Below are 19,239 nucleotides of genomic sequence, written 5' to 3'. Positions count from 1 at the left end.
TAAAAAACCTATCTCGACCCATCATCCAGCTCCACAAAATGATCAATCATCGGAAAATAGAGCGCCGCGCGAATCTCACGCTGCGGTTCCATTGCCGCCATTAACCGCAAATAACCCGAAAGCTGCGTTCGATAGTGGTCTGTCTCACGCTGAATAAAAGACTCCACTTTCTCCGCCACCTTTGGGGAACTGGTCTTGTAGTCGATCACCCAGCGGGTGCCGTTTTCATCGATAAAGGTGCGATCAATCACGGCATGAATGGCCTGCCCGGCAATCTGTCCAGAAAGTTCCAGCTCACAGGCCCCCTCCCGATGCGCATGCAGAATCCATTGTCCTTGCTGACTGCTGAGCGTCCGGTTGACCGCTTCACGAATCCGGGTCAAAGCACCACCCTGGTCATGGGCTGGCACACCCAGACTTGCCAGCTGACGCTTAAGTCTCTGATCCTGTTGCGCCACCTCACCAGCCACCCAGAAGTCGCATCCCTGCCGACCAATCTGTTCGAGAATCGTATGCACCAGAGTCCCGACATGACGCAGGGACTGCTGCTCCCAGCCTGAAAAAAAGAGCGTCTCCTCTTCAGCCGGTGCAGAGGCCTTATTCGCCTGCGAAATCTCCGGGATCGGTGCAGCTTCCGCCTGGGGCAGCGACCAGTCGAGGGAAAGTCGGCGCAAATTCAGGGCAAAACTCTCCCGCTCTTCCGCAACCGCCGCATGCGATTGCCGACAGAACTCGGCTTCGATCACCGGCCAGAGTTTTGCCAGCAGCGAGCCGTTCGCAGGCTTAAGTTCACCTTTACTGTTCTCTTTGGCATGGGCAAACAGATGCAGATGTTGTCTGGCCCGAGTCGCGGCAACATAGAGCAGTCGCGAAGCCTCAAAATCCTGCTTTTGCCGTTCAAGTCGACCGATAAATTGGTAGATCGGATCCTGCTCTCCACCATTTTTAGCTGCGATCGGCGCCAATAGCAATCCGACCTGAGGATGCTCCAGCCAACGCAGCAGGGGGTTGTCATTCCCGGCCGGCATCCTCCCAAGCCCGGGGAGGATAACATGATCAAACTCGAGTCCCTTTGACTTATGAATCGTCATCACCTGCAGGCGCCCATCGGCCTCGGTATCGGGCACGGCGAACAGTTTGGCTAAGCCCTGCTCGAGACTGGCATGAGTCGGCATCTCTCCACCTTTTTGCAGATGTTCGACCAAATCAAAGACCAATGCAGCATCTTCGATGCCCTCCTGATTGTAACAGGCCGGACCGCCGAGGGAGAGCCAGCAAGATTCCAGCAACTGGCGCAGATTAAACCGCCCGCGCCGATTCACCCCCTGCTCCAGCACCGGCCAGATCCGGGCAAGCCGCGCTTGCCCGTCGACCGAAAGGGCAAGTAACCGTTTCGGGTTCTGCAACACTGCAGGCAAAGGCTCGCCTCGCGCCTCTTCGATCAAAGTATGCAGATCAGAAAGCATCAGCCCACACCAGGGAGCCCGCAGCACCGTCAACCAAGCTAGACGGTCGGCACGATGGACCAAAGCGCGCACCAATGCGAGCAGATCGAGGGCAACCGGCTGGGTACCGAGATATTCGATCTCCTTCGCCTGATACCGCAGCCCCTGTTCACGCAACTGGTGCAAAATCACGGTCAGGTGACTGCGCCCACGCACCAGAATGGCGATGGAGTGCTCCGGGCTTGCCTGCTGGATACGCTTAACCAATCCCGCGACCAACGTTCCCTCGCTCTTGTCGTCTCGACCATTGAAAGCGGCCAAAGTGACTGCTGGGGGGGTGAGCGTTGCATGAACCGCTGTGGCTGCCGCCAATGGCACGGACCCAGTCGCCGCATCGACCTGAGCGGGGAATATCTCGGCAAAGGTCAGATTGACCCAATCGACAAGCCCCGCTTGCGAACGAAAGTTACAACACAGGTGCAGGGGTTCGAGTGTCGGCCCCTGCGCCCCAAGCTGCCCCTCAAACGACTTGAGAAAGAGTCCGACCTCGGCCTCACGAAACCGATAGATCGACTGCATCGGGTCACCGACCAAAAAGAGGCTGCGACCGTCACCCGCCTGCCAACCTGCCGTAAGCATCTCGAGCAAGCCATACTGCATCCAGGAGGTATCCTGGAATTCATCGACCAGAATATGTTCAAGACGGCTGTCGAGTTTGAGCAGCAGGTCACTCGGGTCATCTGCTGAACCCAGCGCCGCCATAGCCATCAGCGCAATCTCGGCGTAATCGGCCTGCCCCTCACCACGGAAAACCAACCAGAGTTCTCCGACCAGAAGCGGCAACAGCTCAATCAGACAGGCCAGAATCAGGCGCTGCTCTGGCGGATATTTAGCATCGGGCAGGTTACGACAGGTGTCCAGCTTTTCGATAAAGAGGGGGAAAGCCGCAAGCTGTTCGACCAGTTGCTGCATCCGTGCTCGCGGTTCGTTGTCTGAAGCCGGGAAGCCGATCCCGGCATTGATCCCGCCAGGTTTGCGCAGCGTCCCGACGCCGGCCAACAGCAGGTCGGCCAACCCTTGCCATAGGGGCAGATGCGCACTCTCGGCGCGCGGCATCCACTCGAGATCGGTCAGATAGAGCAGCGGTCGCTCTTTCCCCTGAGCCAGATTCGCGGCAGCGGTCCGCCCACAGGCCAGAATTTCTGTGCACAACCCCTGAGGAGTAGCCGCGGCAAGTCCAGCCAGATCCAACGCAACGACCTGTGCGAGTGAATCCTCAAGCAGATCACAGGGGTCGGCATCGCGGATACCATAGAGGTGTCGCAGCCATTGATCGCGTTTTTGCAGCATCGCCACCAGCATTTGCTGAAGACGCGCCATGTTGTTGTCTAAATGGGCGAGCAGGCGTTTTATTGATGCGCTCCCGGGCTGATCGGTCCCCAGACGTTGCAACAGACGTTCAGTCGCCTTCAAATAGAGCTGCTCAGGATCATCAGCCAATTCCGGCAGACCGCCAAACCGGGAGAGCCATGGCATCTTGCGCACCAGCGAGCTGTTAAAACTGTCGATGGTCTGGATCGCCAGCAAGGCCGGGTTCTGTAAAATATTCCAGGCCTTATCCTGATCTCGCTGCAACGCCTGACGGGCCAGGTGCCAGGTCTGTGCCTTGTGCTCTTCAGCAGGGCAGGCCTGGTGGGCAGCTGTCAACGCCTCAAGCAGCCGATTACGCATTTCGGTCGCCGCCTTACGCGTGAAGGTGATCGCCAGAATCTGTTGCGGCTTTTCGACCCGGCCCAACAGAGCGAGAAAGCGCTGAATCAGCAGTTCGGTCTTGCCTGATCCAGCCGGGGCCTGAACGATATAGGAGCGAGCTGGGTCGATGGCGGCTTGACGCTGAGCTTGATCGGCAATCGTCAGACTCATTCTTCCCCTCCAAAAGTCGCAATTCTCACTTCAGCTTCGGCAATTCTGCAGAGCCCGGTTAAGTCACAATATTGACAGGCATGTTTATAATCGACGGGATCGACGCGGGCCACCCCTGCGCCAAAATCCGCGGCGACCGTCTCAAGCTGCTGACGCCAGTGCTTGAGCAATTCATCCCAACTGTGCAATGCAAGCAGCTGCGCTTTTTTATGCCTTTCGACGCCGTCGACCTTCGGCAACAGGCCCGTTTCACGCGCCACCCCGATCAGCTTGCAACTGCCGCGGCGCACTTGCGCAAAGGCGACACCATCGGCCTCGGCCTCGCTATTGGTAATCGCATAGATCGGCAACTGGGGTTCAAGCAACCGCTCGCCGACCAGCAGTTCGGCTTCGACCGCGCCGGTCTTATAATCGAGAATCACCAGGCTGCCATCTTCAAGGCGATCGATACGATCGATAATCGTGCGGATCTGTAAGGGCCCGATCTGTTGAACCCGATCATCCTCCAGCTTGATAATCTCGAACGGCGGGCGCCCCTGCTCAATCTGGTCCAGCCACTCTTCGATCAGATTCTGCAGCCGGGTCTGCTCAATCTCAAGAAGACCGGACTGAGGCTCGGGACGATCTTTGAAATACAGATCAAGAGCCAGAGTCACCGCACGCTGGATTGTGTCACAGCGTCTGGTACCGGACAGCCCGTTCAACGTCCGTTGATCCTTGACCTCTAGCCAGAAGAGTTCAAGGGACTTGTGCAGCAGGTTACCACGCGTCATAGCGTCCAGCCCGGGTTGAGCCTCATCGAAACTGTAAGCTTGAAGACGATGGCGTGCAAAAGCCCGAAACGGACAGAGCGCCTGATCCTTGAGGATACTGGTTCCGCCCTGTGCACGTTCCATCGCAAGGAGGGGACCTTGAACATCGCTATGCTCATCGAGGAAGAGAGGATTCGTCAGCATCTGGCTGCGCATATCGGCGGGAAATGCAAAAACTGGTTCCACCATGGGGAGATCATGAATCAACGGACTGGGGCGCAGATCACAATCACCGTCGCGCAGGGCATAGCTGAAGATAGTCGCGGGGCTCGCCGCCTTCAGGCGTATCACCACCTGCCGCGCGAATTCGAGTTCACGCTCGGCGTTCGCATGGGGCATATGCTCTGCAACCTGCAGGGCGACGGGCAAAAACGGATTCGGCCGCGCGGGAGACGGCAAGGCATCTTCGGCCATCCCCATCACCCAGAGGTGCTCGAACTCTAGCCCGGCGGATTCAAGCAAACCGACGACCTGTACCGGACCAGTAGGCGCTTCGAGCTGAAACTCTGTTTCTGCCGTTAGGCGCCGCAAGAGGGTGAGAGCCTGGTTACGCTCAATCGGTGCTGAAACGGCATCGAGAGAAGCAAAGGCTGGCAGCACTCTGTCATGCCAGACCTTAAGCATCTGATATTCACTGCTCGCAAGGCTCCGCTCACCCGGCCAACCAGCCTGTGACAAGGTACTGGCGAACAGCGTAACCCATTCCCCTGGCATCTTCCGTTGCTCGCCAGCGGTCAGTTTGGCCAGACGCTGCAGATGGACCCCGAACCCGGGAGCCCTTCCCTGGCCTGGCGTGACCTCATCCTCTTTTTTGGGTTTTACGGGTGCGGTCAGTTTGATGATACGCTCGAGTCGAAAACTCTGTTGCCGAAAAGAACGCACCTGACTGTCGAAGATGGCCCGACAGTCGGCTTCAGTCACACTTCCGCCAAGGTAGGGGGTGCGCAGCAGAAAACTGAGCTGATCGAGGGTCAAGCGATACCCGACCGCAAGAATCTCCAGCGCGGCATAAATCGGCCCCTGTTCGATCAACGGCGCACCCAGCGACAGGCTGAAGGCCGTCTCTTCTTCGCTGAGACGCAGAATCGCCTGCGGGTCGATCTGGTCGCGGAAAATCCGCTCAATCGAGCTGCGCCGCGCCTGCAGATCGGTCACCACTATGCCGATCGAGTCCGCTCCCTGCAGCAGCAGCCCCCGCGCCCAACAGGCTGCCTGCTGCATTTCATACCGCTGATCCCTAGCCGCATAGAGTCCTGGCCGACAGGCAGATGCGAGCTCCGGTTGAATCACCTCAACCTGCCCACCGCAGGTTTCGATCTGCCGGCATAAGGATAATAACAACGGGCTGAGCTGATCAAAGCCGCTCACCAACAACCGTTCGGCACAACAAAGCTTCCCGGTTTTGAGTCCATCAAGCACCAAAGAGGCCAAGGCAGCGCGATCCAAAAAGCCCTGGTCTTCGCAGAATTTTCGGTAGCGTCCCAACCAGGTGTTGAAGGCACGTTGATCCTCGGTCAAAGAGAACGAATCAAGGGTGCACCCATATTCACTCAGCAGCTCAGCCGCCTGACGCGCCTTCTCGGCCGTGGCCGAAAGCTGTAACAGCTCTTTCTCGCTACCGGCTGAATCCTCCTCGATAATCTGTTCCCAGAGCCGCTTCAACTGCGGCCCCTGCAGCAGACGCCAATCTTCGCTAAGGTCGGCAATCCTACGATCAAACCAGGCATCAAGACTGAAAATTTGCGGCGTTGGCCAGACCTGCTTACCCAACCCTTGCATGTGGCGGTCGTAAGCCTGGTGCAAATGGCGCGCAAGTCGCTTGTTGGAAGTCAGTACCAGAGCGCCCTCGGCCACAGCACTGGTGATTTTTTTAAGAAATGCGGTCACGGATGAACCCCTTCAGCAGGGAGATAAGAATGGACCATGAGACTGAATCGCTGCGTTATCGGCATCTCCCCTTGCCAGAATAACAAAAAGTCAGTTTGGTTAAAGGGATTCGACATCAGCGTTGAAATAAATCAGGCTTCGCCTCTTTAGAAAAAAGGCCTGCCCCGTCAGGAGCCAGACCTTTTTTTGAGACACCCTGAAACCAGTGGTTTAAAGTCCTACCAGGATTTAGTGCTTGATCCCACCCATAATGCCGCGGATCGCGGCCGGAATATCTGCCGGCAGCATGATGGTTTTGCTGTTATTACTGACCGCAATATCCTTGATACTTTCGATATATTTTTCACCGAGCAGATACATGACCGGCAGTTCCTGATCCTGAATCGCGCGGCTAACCTTTTCAATGGCCTGTTGACTGGCCTCAGCCAACACGATCTTGGCCTGGGCGTCCCGCTTGGATGCTTCAAAGCGCCCTTCGGCCTCAAGAATTGCCGCCTGCTTCGCACCGTCGGCCTTGGTGACCGCCGCACGCCGTAGCCGTTCAGCCGCGGCCTGATTCTCCATCGCGGTCTGCATGGTGTCACTCGGTTTAATATCCTGAATTTCAACTGTCTTGAGCATAATCCCCCAGTCGGCAATGTCATCCGAGATACTGGTCTTGAGCTTGGCTTTGATCATCTCGCGGCTTGACAGGGCATCATCAAGCTGCATCTCACCAACAATCGAGCGGAGTGAGGTCTGGACAAGATTTTCGATCGCAATGGTATAGTTCTCCACCCCGTAGACCGCTTTTTCAGGGTGGATGATGTTGATAAAAGCCACCGCGTTGGCAATGATGACAACGTTGTCCTTGGTGATGACTTCCTGGCTGGGGATATCGAGCACGATATCCTTGGTGGTGACCTTATAGGCGACGCTGTCGACATAGGGAATAATAATATTCAGCCCCGGGGACAGGACGATGTGAAACTTACCGAGACGCTGCACGACAAACTTGGAGCCCTGCGGTACCAGACGGACCCCGAGAAAAATAGAAATCAGCACCAAAAACGCAAAAATTGCCGCAATAACCAGACCTGCCATAACCTAGTCCTCCATGAATAGGCCCCTTGCCTCAAGACCCTTTTTTAGTAACGACCAGAGTGTTCCCTGACACGTCGACGACCATCACCCGATCACCAATGGCCAGATCATCACCGCACAAAAACTCCCATTCTTCCGCCCCGAGTAACGGCATGACAAATCTGACCAGTCCGCGCCCCCCCTCTCGTGGCAGGCGAACCACCTGCCCGGTCTGGCCCAACACCGCTTCCAGACTGATCCCGGCTTTAGTGCGATCAAGCATCAGCGGCTTGAAATAGCGAAACCAGAGAAGCGTGAAAAGAATACTCGCAAAGGCCCAGCAGGTCAGTTGCCAGCTGAGCGCAACATCAGGCGCAATTCCAACCAGCAACGCGACGACCAGCGCAGCCAATCCGAACCAGAAGATGGTGAAGCTGGGGACAAAAATTTCTACCATCATCAAGAGCATGCCGAATGCGAACCAGTACCACCAGAGTATTGTGATATTCATAAGCCCTCTGAAATGAAGAGATAACACCTTAAGCCAGGAGATAGTGATGATTTTAAGCTGAGATCGTCAACCTTCACCATCTTGCAGACGGTGCATTACCTGTTTGACATCTTCCCAGACCTGATGCTTTGCGGCGGGATTCTGCAACAGAGTCGCCGGATGAAAGGTCGGCATCAGCGGGGTCCCGGCGTAGTCTTGCCAGTGCCCACGCAGTTTACTCAGTTGCTCACTAGACTGAAGCAATAACTGGGAGGCAAAAGGCCCGAGGGCCAAAATCACCTCTGGCGAAATTGCTGCCAGCTGGCGTTTTAAAAAAGGTTCACAAATCTCAAAGTCCTCTTTTTGAGGATCACCCTCGAGTGAAGGGTGGCATTTAACAACATTGCAGAGGTAGACCTCTTCACGGCTCAGTTTCATCGCGAACAGGATGCGATCGAGAAGTTGCCCCGGCTCGCCGGCAAAAGGTTCACCCTGGGCATCTTCCTCCGCATCTGGAGCTTCGCCGATCAGGACTAATCGGGCGTTGGGATTGCCAACTCCGAACACCACTTGCCGGCGCCGGTGTCCGAGGCCACACCTCTGGCAATCAACCAGTTCGCATTGAATCGCGGCAAGCGCATCTTCAGCGGACATCTCAATGGGATGGGGTTGCGCCATCGACTCCACTTCGGTCACACTGTGCAAGGTGGCTTGTTTCGGGATATCCAGCGGAACCCGCACTACGCCGGACTCGAGCAGATCTTCAAAAATGGCGCGACATCCACTGATCACCGCGTGACATTCCTGATATAATTTGTCGGGCATGGCTATTCAACCTTTAGAGGAGTCTTCCGCTGCTTTCCCCGCGGATAATAATATGAAACAACATACCATGTGCTTCGCCGCCGTCATTCTATTTTTTGTCACCCTGCTGCATCCTGGAGATGTTTTTGCCTGGGGTGCCGGGGTACATCTGACTCTCGGTGCCAGGCTTCTAGCCAACCCGCAGGCCTTACCTGAGGCGCTCAAGGCACTATTGGCCGCCTGGCCCTTCGATTTTCTCTACGGTTGTGTCGCTGCCGATATTACCCTGGGAAAGAAGTTTACCCACTATCTTGAGCACTGTCACAACTGGCGGATCGGCTTGAAAATTCTCGACAATGCCAAGAGCCCGCAGCATAAGGCCTGCGCCTGGGGATATATCGCTCATCTTGCCGCAGACACTGTCGCCCACAACTATTTTGTTCCCTTCAAGATGACCCGCACCTTCAATACCGTGATGCTCAAACACACCTACTGGGAAATGCGCGCCGAAAATCAGGTGACTGAAGAGATCTGGCAGCTGGCTCGCGATCTGGGCAAGAGAGATTACCGCAGCCACGATGCCATGCTCAGCAGCGTACTCTCAGATACCATCTTGTCGTTCCGCACCAACAAGCGACTGTTCAATTCAATCCTGCTGGTCAGTCGATTGCAGCAGTGGCAAAAGCTGTTGAACGGCGTCACAATACGTTCAAAGTGGGAATTTACCGCCGAAGATCAGCAGGAATATGTCGACCTGGCTTTCACCGCCATCGAAGGGATTCTGGGGGACGAACGGAGTCCTTTCTGGCAGGCTGATCCAACCGGTGACAGAGCACTGACCGCCGCCAGGTTAATTCGCAGAAACCTCAACATGCTCTGGCTCGACGGCAAGCTTCGTCCTGAAGATGCTGACATGATTCTGGGGGATTTAAAACAGCGCTTTCGCGCCGGAATCACCGACCCCGACAGCCTGCTCGACCTCTTGATTCAGGTTTGAATTTTCTTCGACAGAGTAACGAGGGCTTGTGGCCTGCGGATGCTGCTTGCAGGTAAGTTAAGTGACAGTGTCGGACGCAAACAATAGCGGCAGTCCACATGCTGTGCGGTTATCTGGCTGATAAACTCTCTTATTTTTTCAGCAGAAGCACAATCCTGTTAAGCAGTTGCGCTGCGACCTCATCCTTACTCAAGAGCGGCAACTCTTCCTGGCGCCCATCAGCAAAGAGAAGTTTCACCAGATTGGTCTCGCTTCCGAAACCGGCACCCTCTGCCGTGATGTCATTCGCCACGATCAGGTCAAGGTTTTTATTTTTAAGTTTGGTCGTTGCGTTGGCTACGAGGTTTTCGGTTTCAGCGGCAAAGCCGACCAGAATCTGCCCCGTTTTACGCTGACCGAGCTCGGCCAGAAGATCAGGATTTCTCTCCAAAGAAAGACTGAACTCAGAGGTATTCTTTTTGATCTTCTGCTCTGCCTTGTGGGCCGGACGGTAATCGGCGACAGCCGCCGCCATGATCACCACATCCACCTCGGCATAATTCTCATTCAGCACAGACTGCATCTCGAGGGCGCTCGTCACCTGCAGGGTCTTGACTCCGGCAGGTGCGCTCAAGGCAACCGGACCTGAGATCAGGGTCACCGCGGCACCACGGGCGGCCGCGACCCGGGCTATAGCATAACCCATTTTACCGGAAGAATAGTTGCTCAGATAACGCACCGGATCAAGCTCTTCACGTGTCGGGCCAGCAGTTATCAGCAGACGTACACCCGTGAGGTCTGCCGGTGCCAGCAATCTGCAGGCTTCAGCAAAAATCTGTTGCGGATCGGGAAGTTTCCCGGCCCCCTGCCAGCCACAGGCGAGATCACCACTGATCGGTTCGAGCAGATGATAGCCATCCGCGACCAGAAGGCGATGGTTGCGCTGGTAATGGACGTTTTCATACATATTGGTGTTCATCGCCGGACAGAGCAGCACCGGCGCTTTAGTCGCCATCAGGCTGGTCGAGAGCAGATCATCTGCCAGGCCGTTGGCCAATTTCCCGATCAGATTTGCCGTTGCCGGTGCCACCAGAAAAAGATCAGCACGATCAGCCAGTGAGATATGGCCGATCTCCTGTTCCTGATTCAGGTCGAACATTTCGGTATGAACCGGGTGATGTGACAGGGTCTGAAAGGTCAGCGGAGTGACAAATTCACGGGCGTTTTTCGTCATCACCACATGAACTTCAGCCCGCGCCTTGGTCAGCAACCGCAGCAGTTCAACAGCCTTATAGGCCGCGATACCGCCACTGACACCGAGGACAATCGTTTTTCCGTAAAGCATGTTGGCCTCTCAGCTCGCCAGATAGGGGTTATGCCGCAGTTCACGAGCGATGGTCGTCACCGGGCCATGCCCGCAGATAACCTTGGTCTCAGGAGGCAGACCGACCACTTTATCGCGCAGGCTCTGCAGCAGTTGCTCATGGTTCCCTCCGGGAAGATCGGTTCGACCGACCGAGCCGGCAAACAGAGTATCGCCGGAAACGAGCAAGCCTTCGCGGTAGAAACAGACGCACCCGGGAGAATGTCCGGGGGTGTGCAGGACTTGAAGACTCTCCTCACCGAAGGACAGGGTTTGACCCTCCTGCAGCTCTTTATCGGGCGGCGGCGAATCATCGGCATTCAGCCCGTAAGTTGCGGCTTGCAGACGCGCCATCTGCAGCAATTCGACATCGTCCTTATGGATCATGAGGAGTGCACCGGTCGAGGCCTTCAGCGCGCGATTAGCGCCGATGTGATCGAAATGTCCGTGGGTGTTAAGAATCAGTTCGACACTTAACCTATGCTTGCTCAAAGACGCTTCAATGAGCTCGATATCGGCACCCGGATCAATAACCACCGCCTTGCGCGTCGCTTCGCAGCCCAGAATAATGCAGTTCACCTGCAGAGGACCGACCTCAATGACTTCAACTATCATTATTTGTCCTTTTTATCATTGCCGAACAGAGGCAGATTCTGGCCGGCCAATTTTTCGCCCAGGGTAAAGCCGAGGGGTTCATTCCGTGAACGATACACCTTGGCAGGCTCCGACGTCTGAGGACGCTGCGCAACCGGGGCAGTCGCTTCGACAATGGCCGCATCCTGAGGTTCAAGCGGAGCGTAAAAATAGCGATCATACAACCGATGGTAGCCGGTCCAGTCTCCGGTGCGAGCAGGTTCTTTATCGATGTGAGTCTGTATCCCGTTAATCTTGGAATCAAGGTCATCGATGAAACTCAAAATCACCGCTTCAAGTATTTTGGGCCGCTTGGGAGAACCGTATTCATACTGGCCATGATGCGACAACAGCAGATGTTTCAGCAACATCACCTGCTGACGAGGAAAATCCGGGATGGTACGGGAGCGCTCTTCTATCATTTCGACGCCCATCACGATATGCCCGATTAATTTCCCCTCATCGGTATAATCAAAGGACCGTTCATAACTGAGTTCGGCGATTTTACCGACATCGTGCATCAAGGCACCCGCGATCAACAAATCCCGATCAACCTGAGCGTAGCGCTTGGCGATATCACAGGCTAAAGCCGCAACGGCCAACGAATGTTCGAGCAAGCCGCCAAGAAAGACATGATGCATCCCCTTGGCAGCAGGGGCGCGACTATAAAGCTTGAAAAACTTGGCATCCGCGAAGAAAGCACGCATCAATTCTCCGAAGGGACCGTCTGTCATCGAGGCGAGCAACTCATCAAGTTCGCCGCGCATCTCGACCAGCGGTCGCTTCGATACCGGCATGAAGTCGGCGAGGTCAATCGAATCCTCACTGACCTTCTTCAGGTCCTGAACCACCAGCTGCATCTTGCCCATATATAGATTGCCGCGACCGCTGATCTGCAGAAAGTCGTTTTTGGCGAACAGCCTCGCCCACTCCTCAACCCGGTCCCAGACCCGGGCTTCAATCTCACCGGTGCGGTCCATCAGTTTCAGGGTCATATAGGGCTTGCCGTTGCGCGCCATGGCCTGGGTACATTCACGTACCAGAAAAACCGCCTCGACCTGATCTCGTTCACCGATCTGATTGACATAAATCTGTTTCAATTTTTTATCCTTAATACCGTGAATAAATTAGAAGAGAACCAAACTCACAATCTTTTAACGTTTGTTGAGATGACAGGTTACTAGATTTGCGGTTTTGATGCCATCAATGGCGGCACTCATGATGCCGCCAGCATAACCGGCGCCTTCTCCGGCGGGGAATAACCCGGGTAGATTGAGCGAACAACCGTCTTCCGCACGCAAAATCCTTAAGGGTGCGCTGGTGCGGGTCTCGACCCCCAGCAGCATCGCTTCCGAGCCGACAAAACCGCGCATGCGTTGATCAAAATGGGGAAGTCCGCGCCGCAGTGACTCAGTTACTGCCGGAGGCAGGACCCGGCTCAGGTCAGCTTCAACGGCAGCAGGTTGGCAACTCGAGCTAAAATCCGCGCTACGGCCATTCAAAAAACTGAGTAAAGACTGCCCCGGTGCTGCACCACAGCTGCCAGCGGCTTGATAAGCCTGCTCTTCCCAATGACGTTGAAAATTCATTCCGGCCAGAGGATCAGCCGAGCCGAAATCTTCACCTCCAACGGTCACAACCAGTGCGCTGTTCGACCATGCGGCGTCGCGTTTGAAGTCACTCATCCCGTTCACCACCACCCCGTCTGGTTCAGACGAGGCGTTGACAATCACGCCCCCCGGACACATGCAGAAGGAGTAAACACCGCGCCCGGCGGTTTTATCCTGCCAGGTCAGGGCATATTCAGCGGCGCCGAGGTGCGGATGATTGGGATGACCGTACTGAATCCTATTGATCAACTCCAGGGGATGTTCAACGCGAAGACCGATCGCGAAGGGTTTACTCTCCAGCGCGACCTTTTGCTGCTGCAACATGCGGTAGGTATCACGCGCACTGTGTCCGACCGCCAGTACCAGACTGTCGCAGGCTTCAAACTGGTCGCCGTTGAGAATCGCCCCGGCCAGCCCCCCGGCCCCCTGCACCAGATCGGTCAGGCATGTCGAAAAGCGGATCTCGGCGCCACCCGCCAGCAGACACTGCCGCATCCTTACCAGCACCTTGCGCAATCGATCCGAGCCGATATGTGGTTTGGCCTGATAAAGGATCTCTTCGGGCGCACCGAATTCAATCAGAGCTTTGAGAACTTCGGTTACCAACGGATGGTTGATGCGGGTGGTCAGCTTGCCGTCCGAAAAAGTCCCTGCCCCGCCTTCGCCGTATTGGATATTGCTCTGCGGATTCAACGGGCCACCACGCCAGAACGACTGAACATCCTTCAGGCGCTCGGCGACTGGTTTTCCCCGCTCGACCAGCAGGACATCGGCACCATTCTTCTGCAGGGTCAGTGCAGCAAAATAACCTGCCGGACCCATACCGACCACGATGACGCGGCGACGCTTGCCCAGCCGAATCGGATCAAAAGAATCGGGGGGCTCAACCCGACTTAGTAGAGGGTTTTGCGCTTGACGTTTGAGCAGGCCCGACTCATCAGCAATACCGAACTCGACAGTATAGACTCTTAAAATGTCAGATTTTTTGCGCGCATCCACCCCTTTGCGCACAATCCTGAAATCCTGAAGATCGATCAGATTCAGCGATAGTTGCTGTGCAGCCCGAGCGGCCAACAGGGATTCATCTTCATCCAGATGTAATCTGAGTTCGCGTAAACGCAGTGCCATCGGTTATTCCGTTGAGGCTGGTGTCGCCGGGAGTTTGACGATAAAGGTCGTACCACTACCGACTTCACTCTCGGCCTTGATCTGACCACCGTAGCCACGCACGATCCGCAGCACCACCGACAAGCCGAACCCGGTCCCCTTCTCCTTGGTGGTGAAGAAGGGATCAAAGATCTGACTCAGATGCTCATCCGGAATGCCCCGGCCGGTATCAGAAATCTTCAAATAAATAAAATCATCGGAATAGCTGAGATGAAGGCCCAGAGCTCCACCTTCCTGCATTTCGAACAGCGCATTAGTCACCAGATTGGTGAAAATCTGTTCAATTTCATTCGGATCGGCGATTATTGAAGGGAAGTTATCCGCGATCTGGAAATTTACCTCAACGCGCTGTGAACGACACAAGACCTCGCAGGCACTTAAAACCTTGCGCGCAATCAGATCAAATTTGACTTCACTGCGCGGGGCCATGGAGCCACGACTTGCCGCCAGCATCTTGATCAGGATACCGTCGATTCGTTCGACCTCCTCAATAATTTTGCGGATATAACTACTGTTTTCGACATCGGCACTGTAAGCCCCGGACAAAATCTGGGCAAATAGATTAATCGCATTCAGGGGATTGCGAATCTCATGGGCCATCCCCGCCGTGATATGGCCCAGCGCTGCAAGCTTTTCGGAGAGCAGAATCTCGCGATGAGCCAGATCCAGCTCTTTGGATTTCTCCTCAACCCGGCGTTCAAGGTGCAGACTCCAGGCTTCAATCTCCTGTTGCAGAGTCTCTTTTTCGCGCTGAAGGTCACGATTGTTAAGTTCAATCTGACGAATCAACAGCACAGTATCAATCCGCTCCAGCAGACTGCTGTTGACGAAGGGTTTCTGCAGATAGTCTGCCGCGCCGGCCTTCATCAGACGAACAGCAACCTCTTCGCTCCCCTTGCCGGTAAACATGATGACGTAGGTATCCGGATAATACTGGACGATCTCTTTTAATGCGGTTTCTCCATCCATCACCGGCATCATATAGTCGAGCAACACCAGCGAAGGATGTTCCTTCTTGATCTGTTCAAGGCATTCCTTGCCGTTATGGGCGATCAATACCTCGAACCCGCGTCCGCGTAACAGCAGTGCAGTCAGGTCGACGATAACGGCCTCATCATCGGCTATCAGGATTTTCTCACCTGCAAACTGACTGGTATGTTCCTTCAGCATAAAGCTCTCCAAGGGATCAAAAGTGGTCCCGAGAATAGCCCGAGAAGATGGGGGATGCAATACGGACCAAGAATAAAAAAAGGGCCGCGAAATCGCTGCCCTTTTTTCTCTGCCAGTAAATAATGCCTGTTTAGACATCGTCCAGGCGAACGGTTAAGACCGGCAGTGGTGACTTCCTCACGACCTTCTCGGCAGTACTACCGAACAGGACATGATCAAGACCGGTACGACCGTGTGTCCCCAGGACTATCATGTCGACATTTTTATCCTGTGCCGTTTTGATGATCTCCTGATAGGGGACCCCGGGCACAATCAAGGATTCGTAGTTTTTAAAATTCTGCAGGTGGTTACGGCAAAAATGCTCCATCATCTTCTCCGCTCCGGCAGTGATCTCCTCTTCCAGTTTGTCAAAAGAGATATGCGGAACGTAAAAACCGCGCAGATCAACCGGTTCATTTATGACATGGACCAGGATCAGCCGGGCAGAGAACTTCTTGGCCATAAAGAGTGCAGAGTTAAAGGCCTTATCCGAGCTGTCAGAAAAATCAATTGCAACCAGAAGAGTGTCGAGGTTTTTCATCGGAGCCCCTTTCCCTGTGAGTAAATGGTTCAGGCACAGTCTCGATGCTGAAAGATTTTTTTCATCACCGATTTCAATTCATCCAACTTGATCGGTTTATTCAGGTACTCAAAAGCACCCAGATTCATCGCTTCAAGATAGGACTCAACCCCACCGTAAGCTGTGATCATGATCACATCCGTACTCGGATATTCGCGGTTCAGCACACGTAAAAAAGAGAGTCCATCCATCTCAGGCATATTAATGTCGGTAATTACCAGACTGACCCTATCGTGGCTCAAGAAATCAAGAGCTTCGTTTCCGTTCCCCACGGCGTTGACCTGATACCCCTCCTGGCTCAACAGTTTGCTTAAACCGATGCGCGCATTCTCCTCATCATCAACGATCAGAATTTTTTTAATTTTCTGTCCCAAGCATGCCTCCAGACAGCCATAAATCATGAGAAGTCTAACATGCATCCGGATGCTGTCAAGCCAGAGAAAAAAAGTCTAACATATTGTTTTTGCGGGATTTTAAAGAAAACAGCGCTTACACTTTTTAAAACAGGGAGAGGAGGCTGTTGACAAGTGAGGCAAAGGGCTCTGCCGCATCTGCGGAACAGGCCAGGACCTCCTGGTGGAAAAGCTTTTCCGACGGGCTGCCACCAGCACGATTGGTCACCAGCGCCAACGCCGCAACCTCAAGCCTCAGGGCCCGCGCCATAATCGCTTCCGGCACAGTAGACATTCCGACGGCCGAAGCGCCCAAAATCCGCAGGGCATTTATTTCTGCCGGGGTTTCATAACTCGGTCCAGGCATGTACGCGAGAATTCCCGTGGACAAGGATCGCTTCAGCTTTACGGCTTCAGCTGTCAAGCATTGCGCAAAGTCATACCGATAACAGTCGTGAAGATCAACAAAGGCTGGGGGTTGCCCCCCCTGCAGTGGGTTGAGCCCGCTGAAATTCAAATGATCACGTATCAACAAAAAATCGCCGGGGAAGACCTCATCTCCAATACCACCGACGGCACAAGTCAGAACAACCGCGTGGCAACCCAGCGCGGCTGCAAGCTGGACCGTAAGTGTCGACTCAAAAGCAGTTAGGCCCTGGTAAACGTGGAAACGACCACAAAAAAGTGCAACCTTACGCCCAAAGAGCTCTCCCAGCAATAATTCAGCTTGATGACCGCTCACCGTCTGCCTGGGAAGGAGAGGAAGTTCGGCGTAAGGGATCACACGCGCATGCTGCATTTTCTGCTGGAGGGGTCCCATCCCGGATCCAAGAATGATAGCGATCACAGGTGAGAATCCATGAGTTCGTCGCTGAATCAGGTCAAGAGTCCGTTCCATGGCAGAGAGCTCAATCATCGAGCTAATAACTTTCTGACTTTTTCGCGCAAATCTTCCGGCCGGAATGATTTATTAATAAAGGCATCGGCACCCGCCCTGATTGCATCCATACCATCTTCTTCACGACGAAAAACACCACTCATAGCCAGAATGCGAATCTTGCCAATCTGGCTATTCGCACGAATTTCCCGAATCAGGTCACGACCATTTTTATCAGGAAGGTTCAGATCGAGAAGCATCAGGTCACAAGGATGTTGATTTAATTGCATCAAGGCATCTTCAGCCGTGGCGGCCAGCAGAAGATTCAGGTTGAGCGGCAAGAGCAAATCAGCCAGCATTTCACGAAAAAAATGGGCGTCATCAACCAGAAGGACTCTGGCACCAGATTGAATGGAAGGAAGCTCTCCCTCTGCTTTAGGGGCAATCAGGGTGAAATGAAATGAGCAATTAGGACAAATAAGTTTGGCCGCGGGCCGACCCGGTGTCATGTCCTTAATGCGATAACGTGTTGCGCAATCGGGGCATTGAAGAATCATAGTCATCCCATTCAACCGAAAGAGTCCGTTTAAACAGAAACAGAATGAAAAACCAAACTCCTTAGAGAATACTTATCATTTTTCGACTTGCAACCTCTTTAGTGCTGCAGGGTCTTGAGTAAATCAGCAGCCCTCCCACCCCAAACAGACGAAGGTTCCTGATTTACGATAATTTTGAGAAGTGCATTCGCATCATCAATATGGTTCTGTTTTAACTTGAGAACCGCCAATTGATAGCGAGCTTCAGAGTAGTTTGGTAGGTAGAGAAGTGCTTTTTCATATGAGGCCCTGGCCAACTCCAGTCGACCCATCGCCAGATAGGTTTCGCCTATGTAAAAATGCACGGTCCCGAGATGTGGAGCAAGCGCTTCAGCTTTACGATACGCCTGGAGCGCCGAGGGATAGTCGCCCTTACGGTACAACGCGTAACCTTTTCCCATCAACGCCAGCTCACTGTGCATAAAGAGCAGGTTATCAGCGGCCTTCTGAAAATAGGCTATTGCCTGATCCCAACGTTCCATCGACAAATAGAGCGCCGCCAGGTTGTTCTGATAGTTAGGATCATTATCCGAATATTCGAGGGCCTTCAGATAGTGTTGCTCGGCTAGGGCATAGGCTTTTTTCATTTGATACGCGCGCGCCAGACCTGCCTGGCTCCCGGCATCCTTCGGGTCTTCCTCAACAGCCTTGAGAAATTCTTTGAGGGCAAGGGTCGGATTTTCACTCTGCAGGAAGGAGAGGCCCAAGGTATAGTGAGGCTTGGCTTTAATTTGTTTACTGGCGTTTCCGGCACAACCAACAAGTAGAGCAATAAGCAGGACGATCAACAGAGTCCTGAAATACATGTGTTCCTCCAAAGGGGTAATCGCTCATCATAAAGATGCTAAAAACTTTCCGAATTGTTCTTTTAATTTCTGACGTTTTTTCAATAACCCTGCAGGTGGTGAAACAATATTGGATTGTGCAACCGGCTTCACCGCTTGACCTGTCACCAATTGAGCGGTTTCGGCATCAGCCTTTAATAGTTGAGATGCCGCTGGCTTTGGCTCATCTACAGGTGCAGTTGAACGCTGACAGATTGGCAAACTCTTCCAGTAGAGCTCCTGTTTTTCAACGGACAGTCTGCTGAATTCCGTGTCATTGAGGACAAAACCCATTGATTCAGCGAAGACCAGCCCTGCCTCAAGCTCCTTGTCCGCCTGTTCGATCGAAACCTCCCCGGCATCAGAGATATAAAAGATATTGCACCGACTCTTGAGCATATAGAGCGCAACCAGGACTTGAACCTTCCCTGCCCCCTTGAGCAGTACCAAAAAGGCACTTCCCATTTGCGAAGGGAGCCCAGGCAAGGCCAGCTGAATCTCGGCTCCCGAGCGAAAAATCATTGCCACGCGGCTACACGGGACATTAAGCATCGAAAGTTGCTTTTGCTGAACAAACATCTCAAGTCTC

General features: G+C 54.0%; 17 protein-coding genes. 1 reads left to right on the top strand and 16 read right to left on the bottom strand.

What is annotated here, in order from left to right; all coding sequences use genetic code 11:
* Positions 1–8: 8 nt before the first annotated feature.
* From D888_RS0106675 to D888_RS0106655, 5 genes are all read right to left on the bottom strand, one after another.
* A complete protein-coding gene (locus D888_RS0106675) occupies positions 9–3,368 on the bottom strand; it encodes a UvrD-helicase domain-containing protein (protein ID WP_020675774.1) in 3,360 nt (1,119 codons plus the stop codon).
* Entirely contained in the window at positions 3,365–6,067 is a 2,703-nt protein-coding gene (locus D888_RS0106670; RefSeq protein WP_020675773.1) for a PD-(D/E)XK nuclease family protein, read from the bottom strand. The genes D888_RS0106675 and D888_RS0106670 overlap by 4 nt, the downstream gene beginning before the upstream one ends.
* A gap of 228 nt (positions 6,068–6,295) precedes the next feature.
* Positions 6,296–7,150: an SPFH domain-containing protein gene (locus tag D888_RS0106665; RefSeq protein ID WP_020675772.1), complete on the bottom strand. Its 855-nt coding sequence runs from the start codon at positions 7,148–7,150 to the stop codon at positions 6,296–6,298.
* Positions 7,151–7,181: 31 nt separating this feature from the next.
* Complete coding sequence (locus D888_RS0106660; RefSeq protein WP_020675771.1) at positions 7,182–7,640, bottom strand: NfeD family protein; 459 nt, start codon at positions 7,638–7,640, stop codon at positions 7,182–7,184.
* Positions 7,641–7,706: 66 nt separating this feature from the next.
* On the bottom strand, positions 7,707–8,444 hold the full coding sequence (locus D888_RS0106655) for a uracil-DNA glycosylase (protein ID WP_020675770.1): 738 nt from the start codon (positions 8,442–8,444) through the stop codon (positions 7,707–7,709).
* Positions 8,445–8,496: 52 nt separating this feature from the next.
* Between D888_RS0106655 and D888_RS0106650 the strand changes: the two genes are divergently transcribed.
* On the top strand, positions 8,497–9,420 hold the full coding sequence (locus tag D888_RS0106650; RefSeq protein WP_020675769.1) for a zinc dependent phospholipase C family protein: 924 nt from the start codon (positions 8,497–8,499) through the stop codon (positions 9,418–9,420).
* Positions 9,421–9,550: 130 nt separating this feature from the next.
* Here D888_RS0106650 and coaBC read toward each other — a convergent pair whose 3' ends face one another.
* The 11 genes from coaBC to D888_RS0106595 all read right to left on the bottom strand — a co-directional run bounded on the left by coaBC (position 9,551) and on the right by D888_RS0106595 (position 19,229).
* Positions 9,551–10,744, bottom strand: coding sequence for a bifunctional phosphopantothenoylcysteine decarboxylase/phosphopantothenate--cysteine ligase CoaBC (coaBC, locus tag D888_RS0106645; RefSeq protein ID WP_020675768.1), 1,194 nt, complete (start codon positions 10,742–10,744; stop codon positions 9,551–9,553).
* 9 nt (positions 10,745–10,753) lie between these two features.
* Positions 10,754–11,377, bottom strand: coding sequence for an MBL fold metallo-hydrolase (locus D888_RS0106640; RefSeq protein WP_020675767.1), 624 nt, complete (start codon positions 11,375–11,377; stop codon positions 10,754–10,756).
* A complete protein-coding gene (locus D888_RS0106635) occupies positions 11,377–12,495 on the bottom strand; it encodes a 3'-5' exoribonuclease YhaM family protein (RefSeq protein WP_020675766.1) in 1,119 nt (372 codons plus the stop codon). The genes D888_RS0106640 and D888_RS0106635 overlap by 1 nt, the downstream gene beginning before the upstream one ends.
* 54 nt (positions 12,496–12,549) lie before the next feature.
* Positions 12,550–14,133 carry an NAD(P)/FAD-dependent oxidoreductase gene (locus tag D888_RS0106630; protein ID WP_020675765.1) on the bottom strand — a complete coding sequence of 528 codons (1,584 nt, stop codon included), beginning with the start codon at positions 14,131–14,133 and terminating at the stop codon, positions 12,550–12,552.
* Between the two features lie 3 nt (positions 14,134–14,136).
* Positions 14,137–15,342: a hybrid sensor histidine kinase/response regulator gene (locus D888_RS0106625; protein WP_020675764.1), complete on the bottom strand. Its 1,206-nt coding sequence runs from the start codon at positions 15,340–15,342 to the stop codon at positions 14,137–14,139.
* A gap of 130 nt (positions 15,343–15,472) precedes the next feature.
* On the bottom strand, positions 15,473–15,922 hold the full coding sequence (locus tag D888_RS0106620) for a universal stress protein (RefSeq protein WP_020675763.1): 450 nt from the start codon (positions 15,920–15,922) through the stop codon (positions 15,473–15,475).
* Positions 15,923–15,951: 29 nt separating this feature from the next.
* Positions 15,952–16,335, bottom strand: a complete 384-nt coding sequence (locus D888_RS0106615; protein WP_020675762.1) for a response regulator — start codon at positions 16,333–16,335, stop codon at positions 15,952–15,954.
* 124 nt (positions 16,336–16,459) lie between these two features.
* The gene (locus D888_RS0106610) at positions 16,460–17,269 is read right to left on the bottom strand and encodes a purine-nucleoside phosphorylase (RefSeq protein ID WP_020675761.1); all 810 of its coding nucleotides are present in this window, start codon (positions 17,267–17,269) and stop codon (positions 16,460–16,462) included.
* Positions 17,266–17,787, bottom strand: coding sequence for a response regulator (locus D888_RS0106605; RefSeq protein WP_169513272.1), 522 nt, complete (start codon positions 17,785–17,787; stop codon positions 17,266–17,268). Before D888_RS0106605 ends, D888_RS0106610 begins: the two co-directional genes overlap by 4 nt.
* A gap of 98 nt (positions 17,788–17,885) precedes the next feature.
* Positions 17,886–18,632 carry a tetratricopeptide repeat protein gene (locus D888_RS0106600; protein WP_020675759.1) on the bottom strand — a complete coding sequence of 249 codons (747 nt, stop codon included), beginning with the start codon at positions 18,630–18,632 and terminating at the stop codon, positions 17,886–17,888.
* Positions 18,633–18,659: 27 nt separating this feature from the next.
* Positions 18,660–19,229, bottom strand: coding sequence for a hypothetical protein (locus D888_RS0106595; RefSeq protein ID WP_020675758.1), 570 nt, complete (start codon positions 19,227–19,229; stop codon positions 18,660–18,662).
* Positions 19,230–19,239: the final 10 nt, after the last annotated feature.

The sequence above is a fragment of the Geopsychrobacter electrodiphilus DSM 16401 genome, assembly GCF_000384395.1.
Taxonomy (GTDB): domain Bacteria; phylum Desulfobacterota; class Desulfuromonadia; order Desulfuromonadales; family Geopsychrobacteraceae; genus Geopsychrobacter; species Geopsychrobacter electrodiphilus.
The sequence above is the reverse complement of the archived record's forward strand: the minus strand, read 5'-3'. Positions and strand labels throughout refer to the sequence as shown.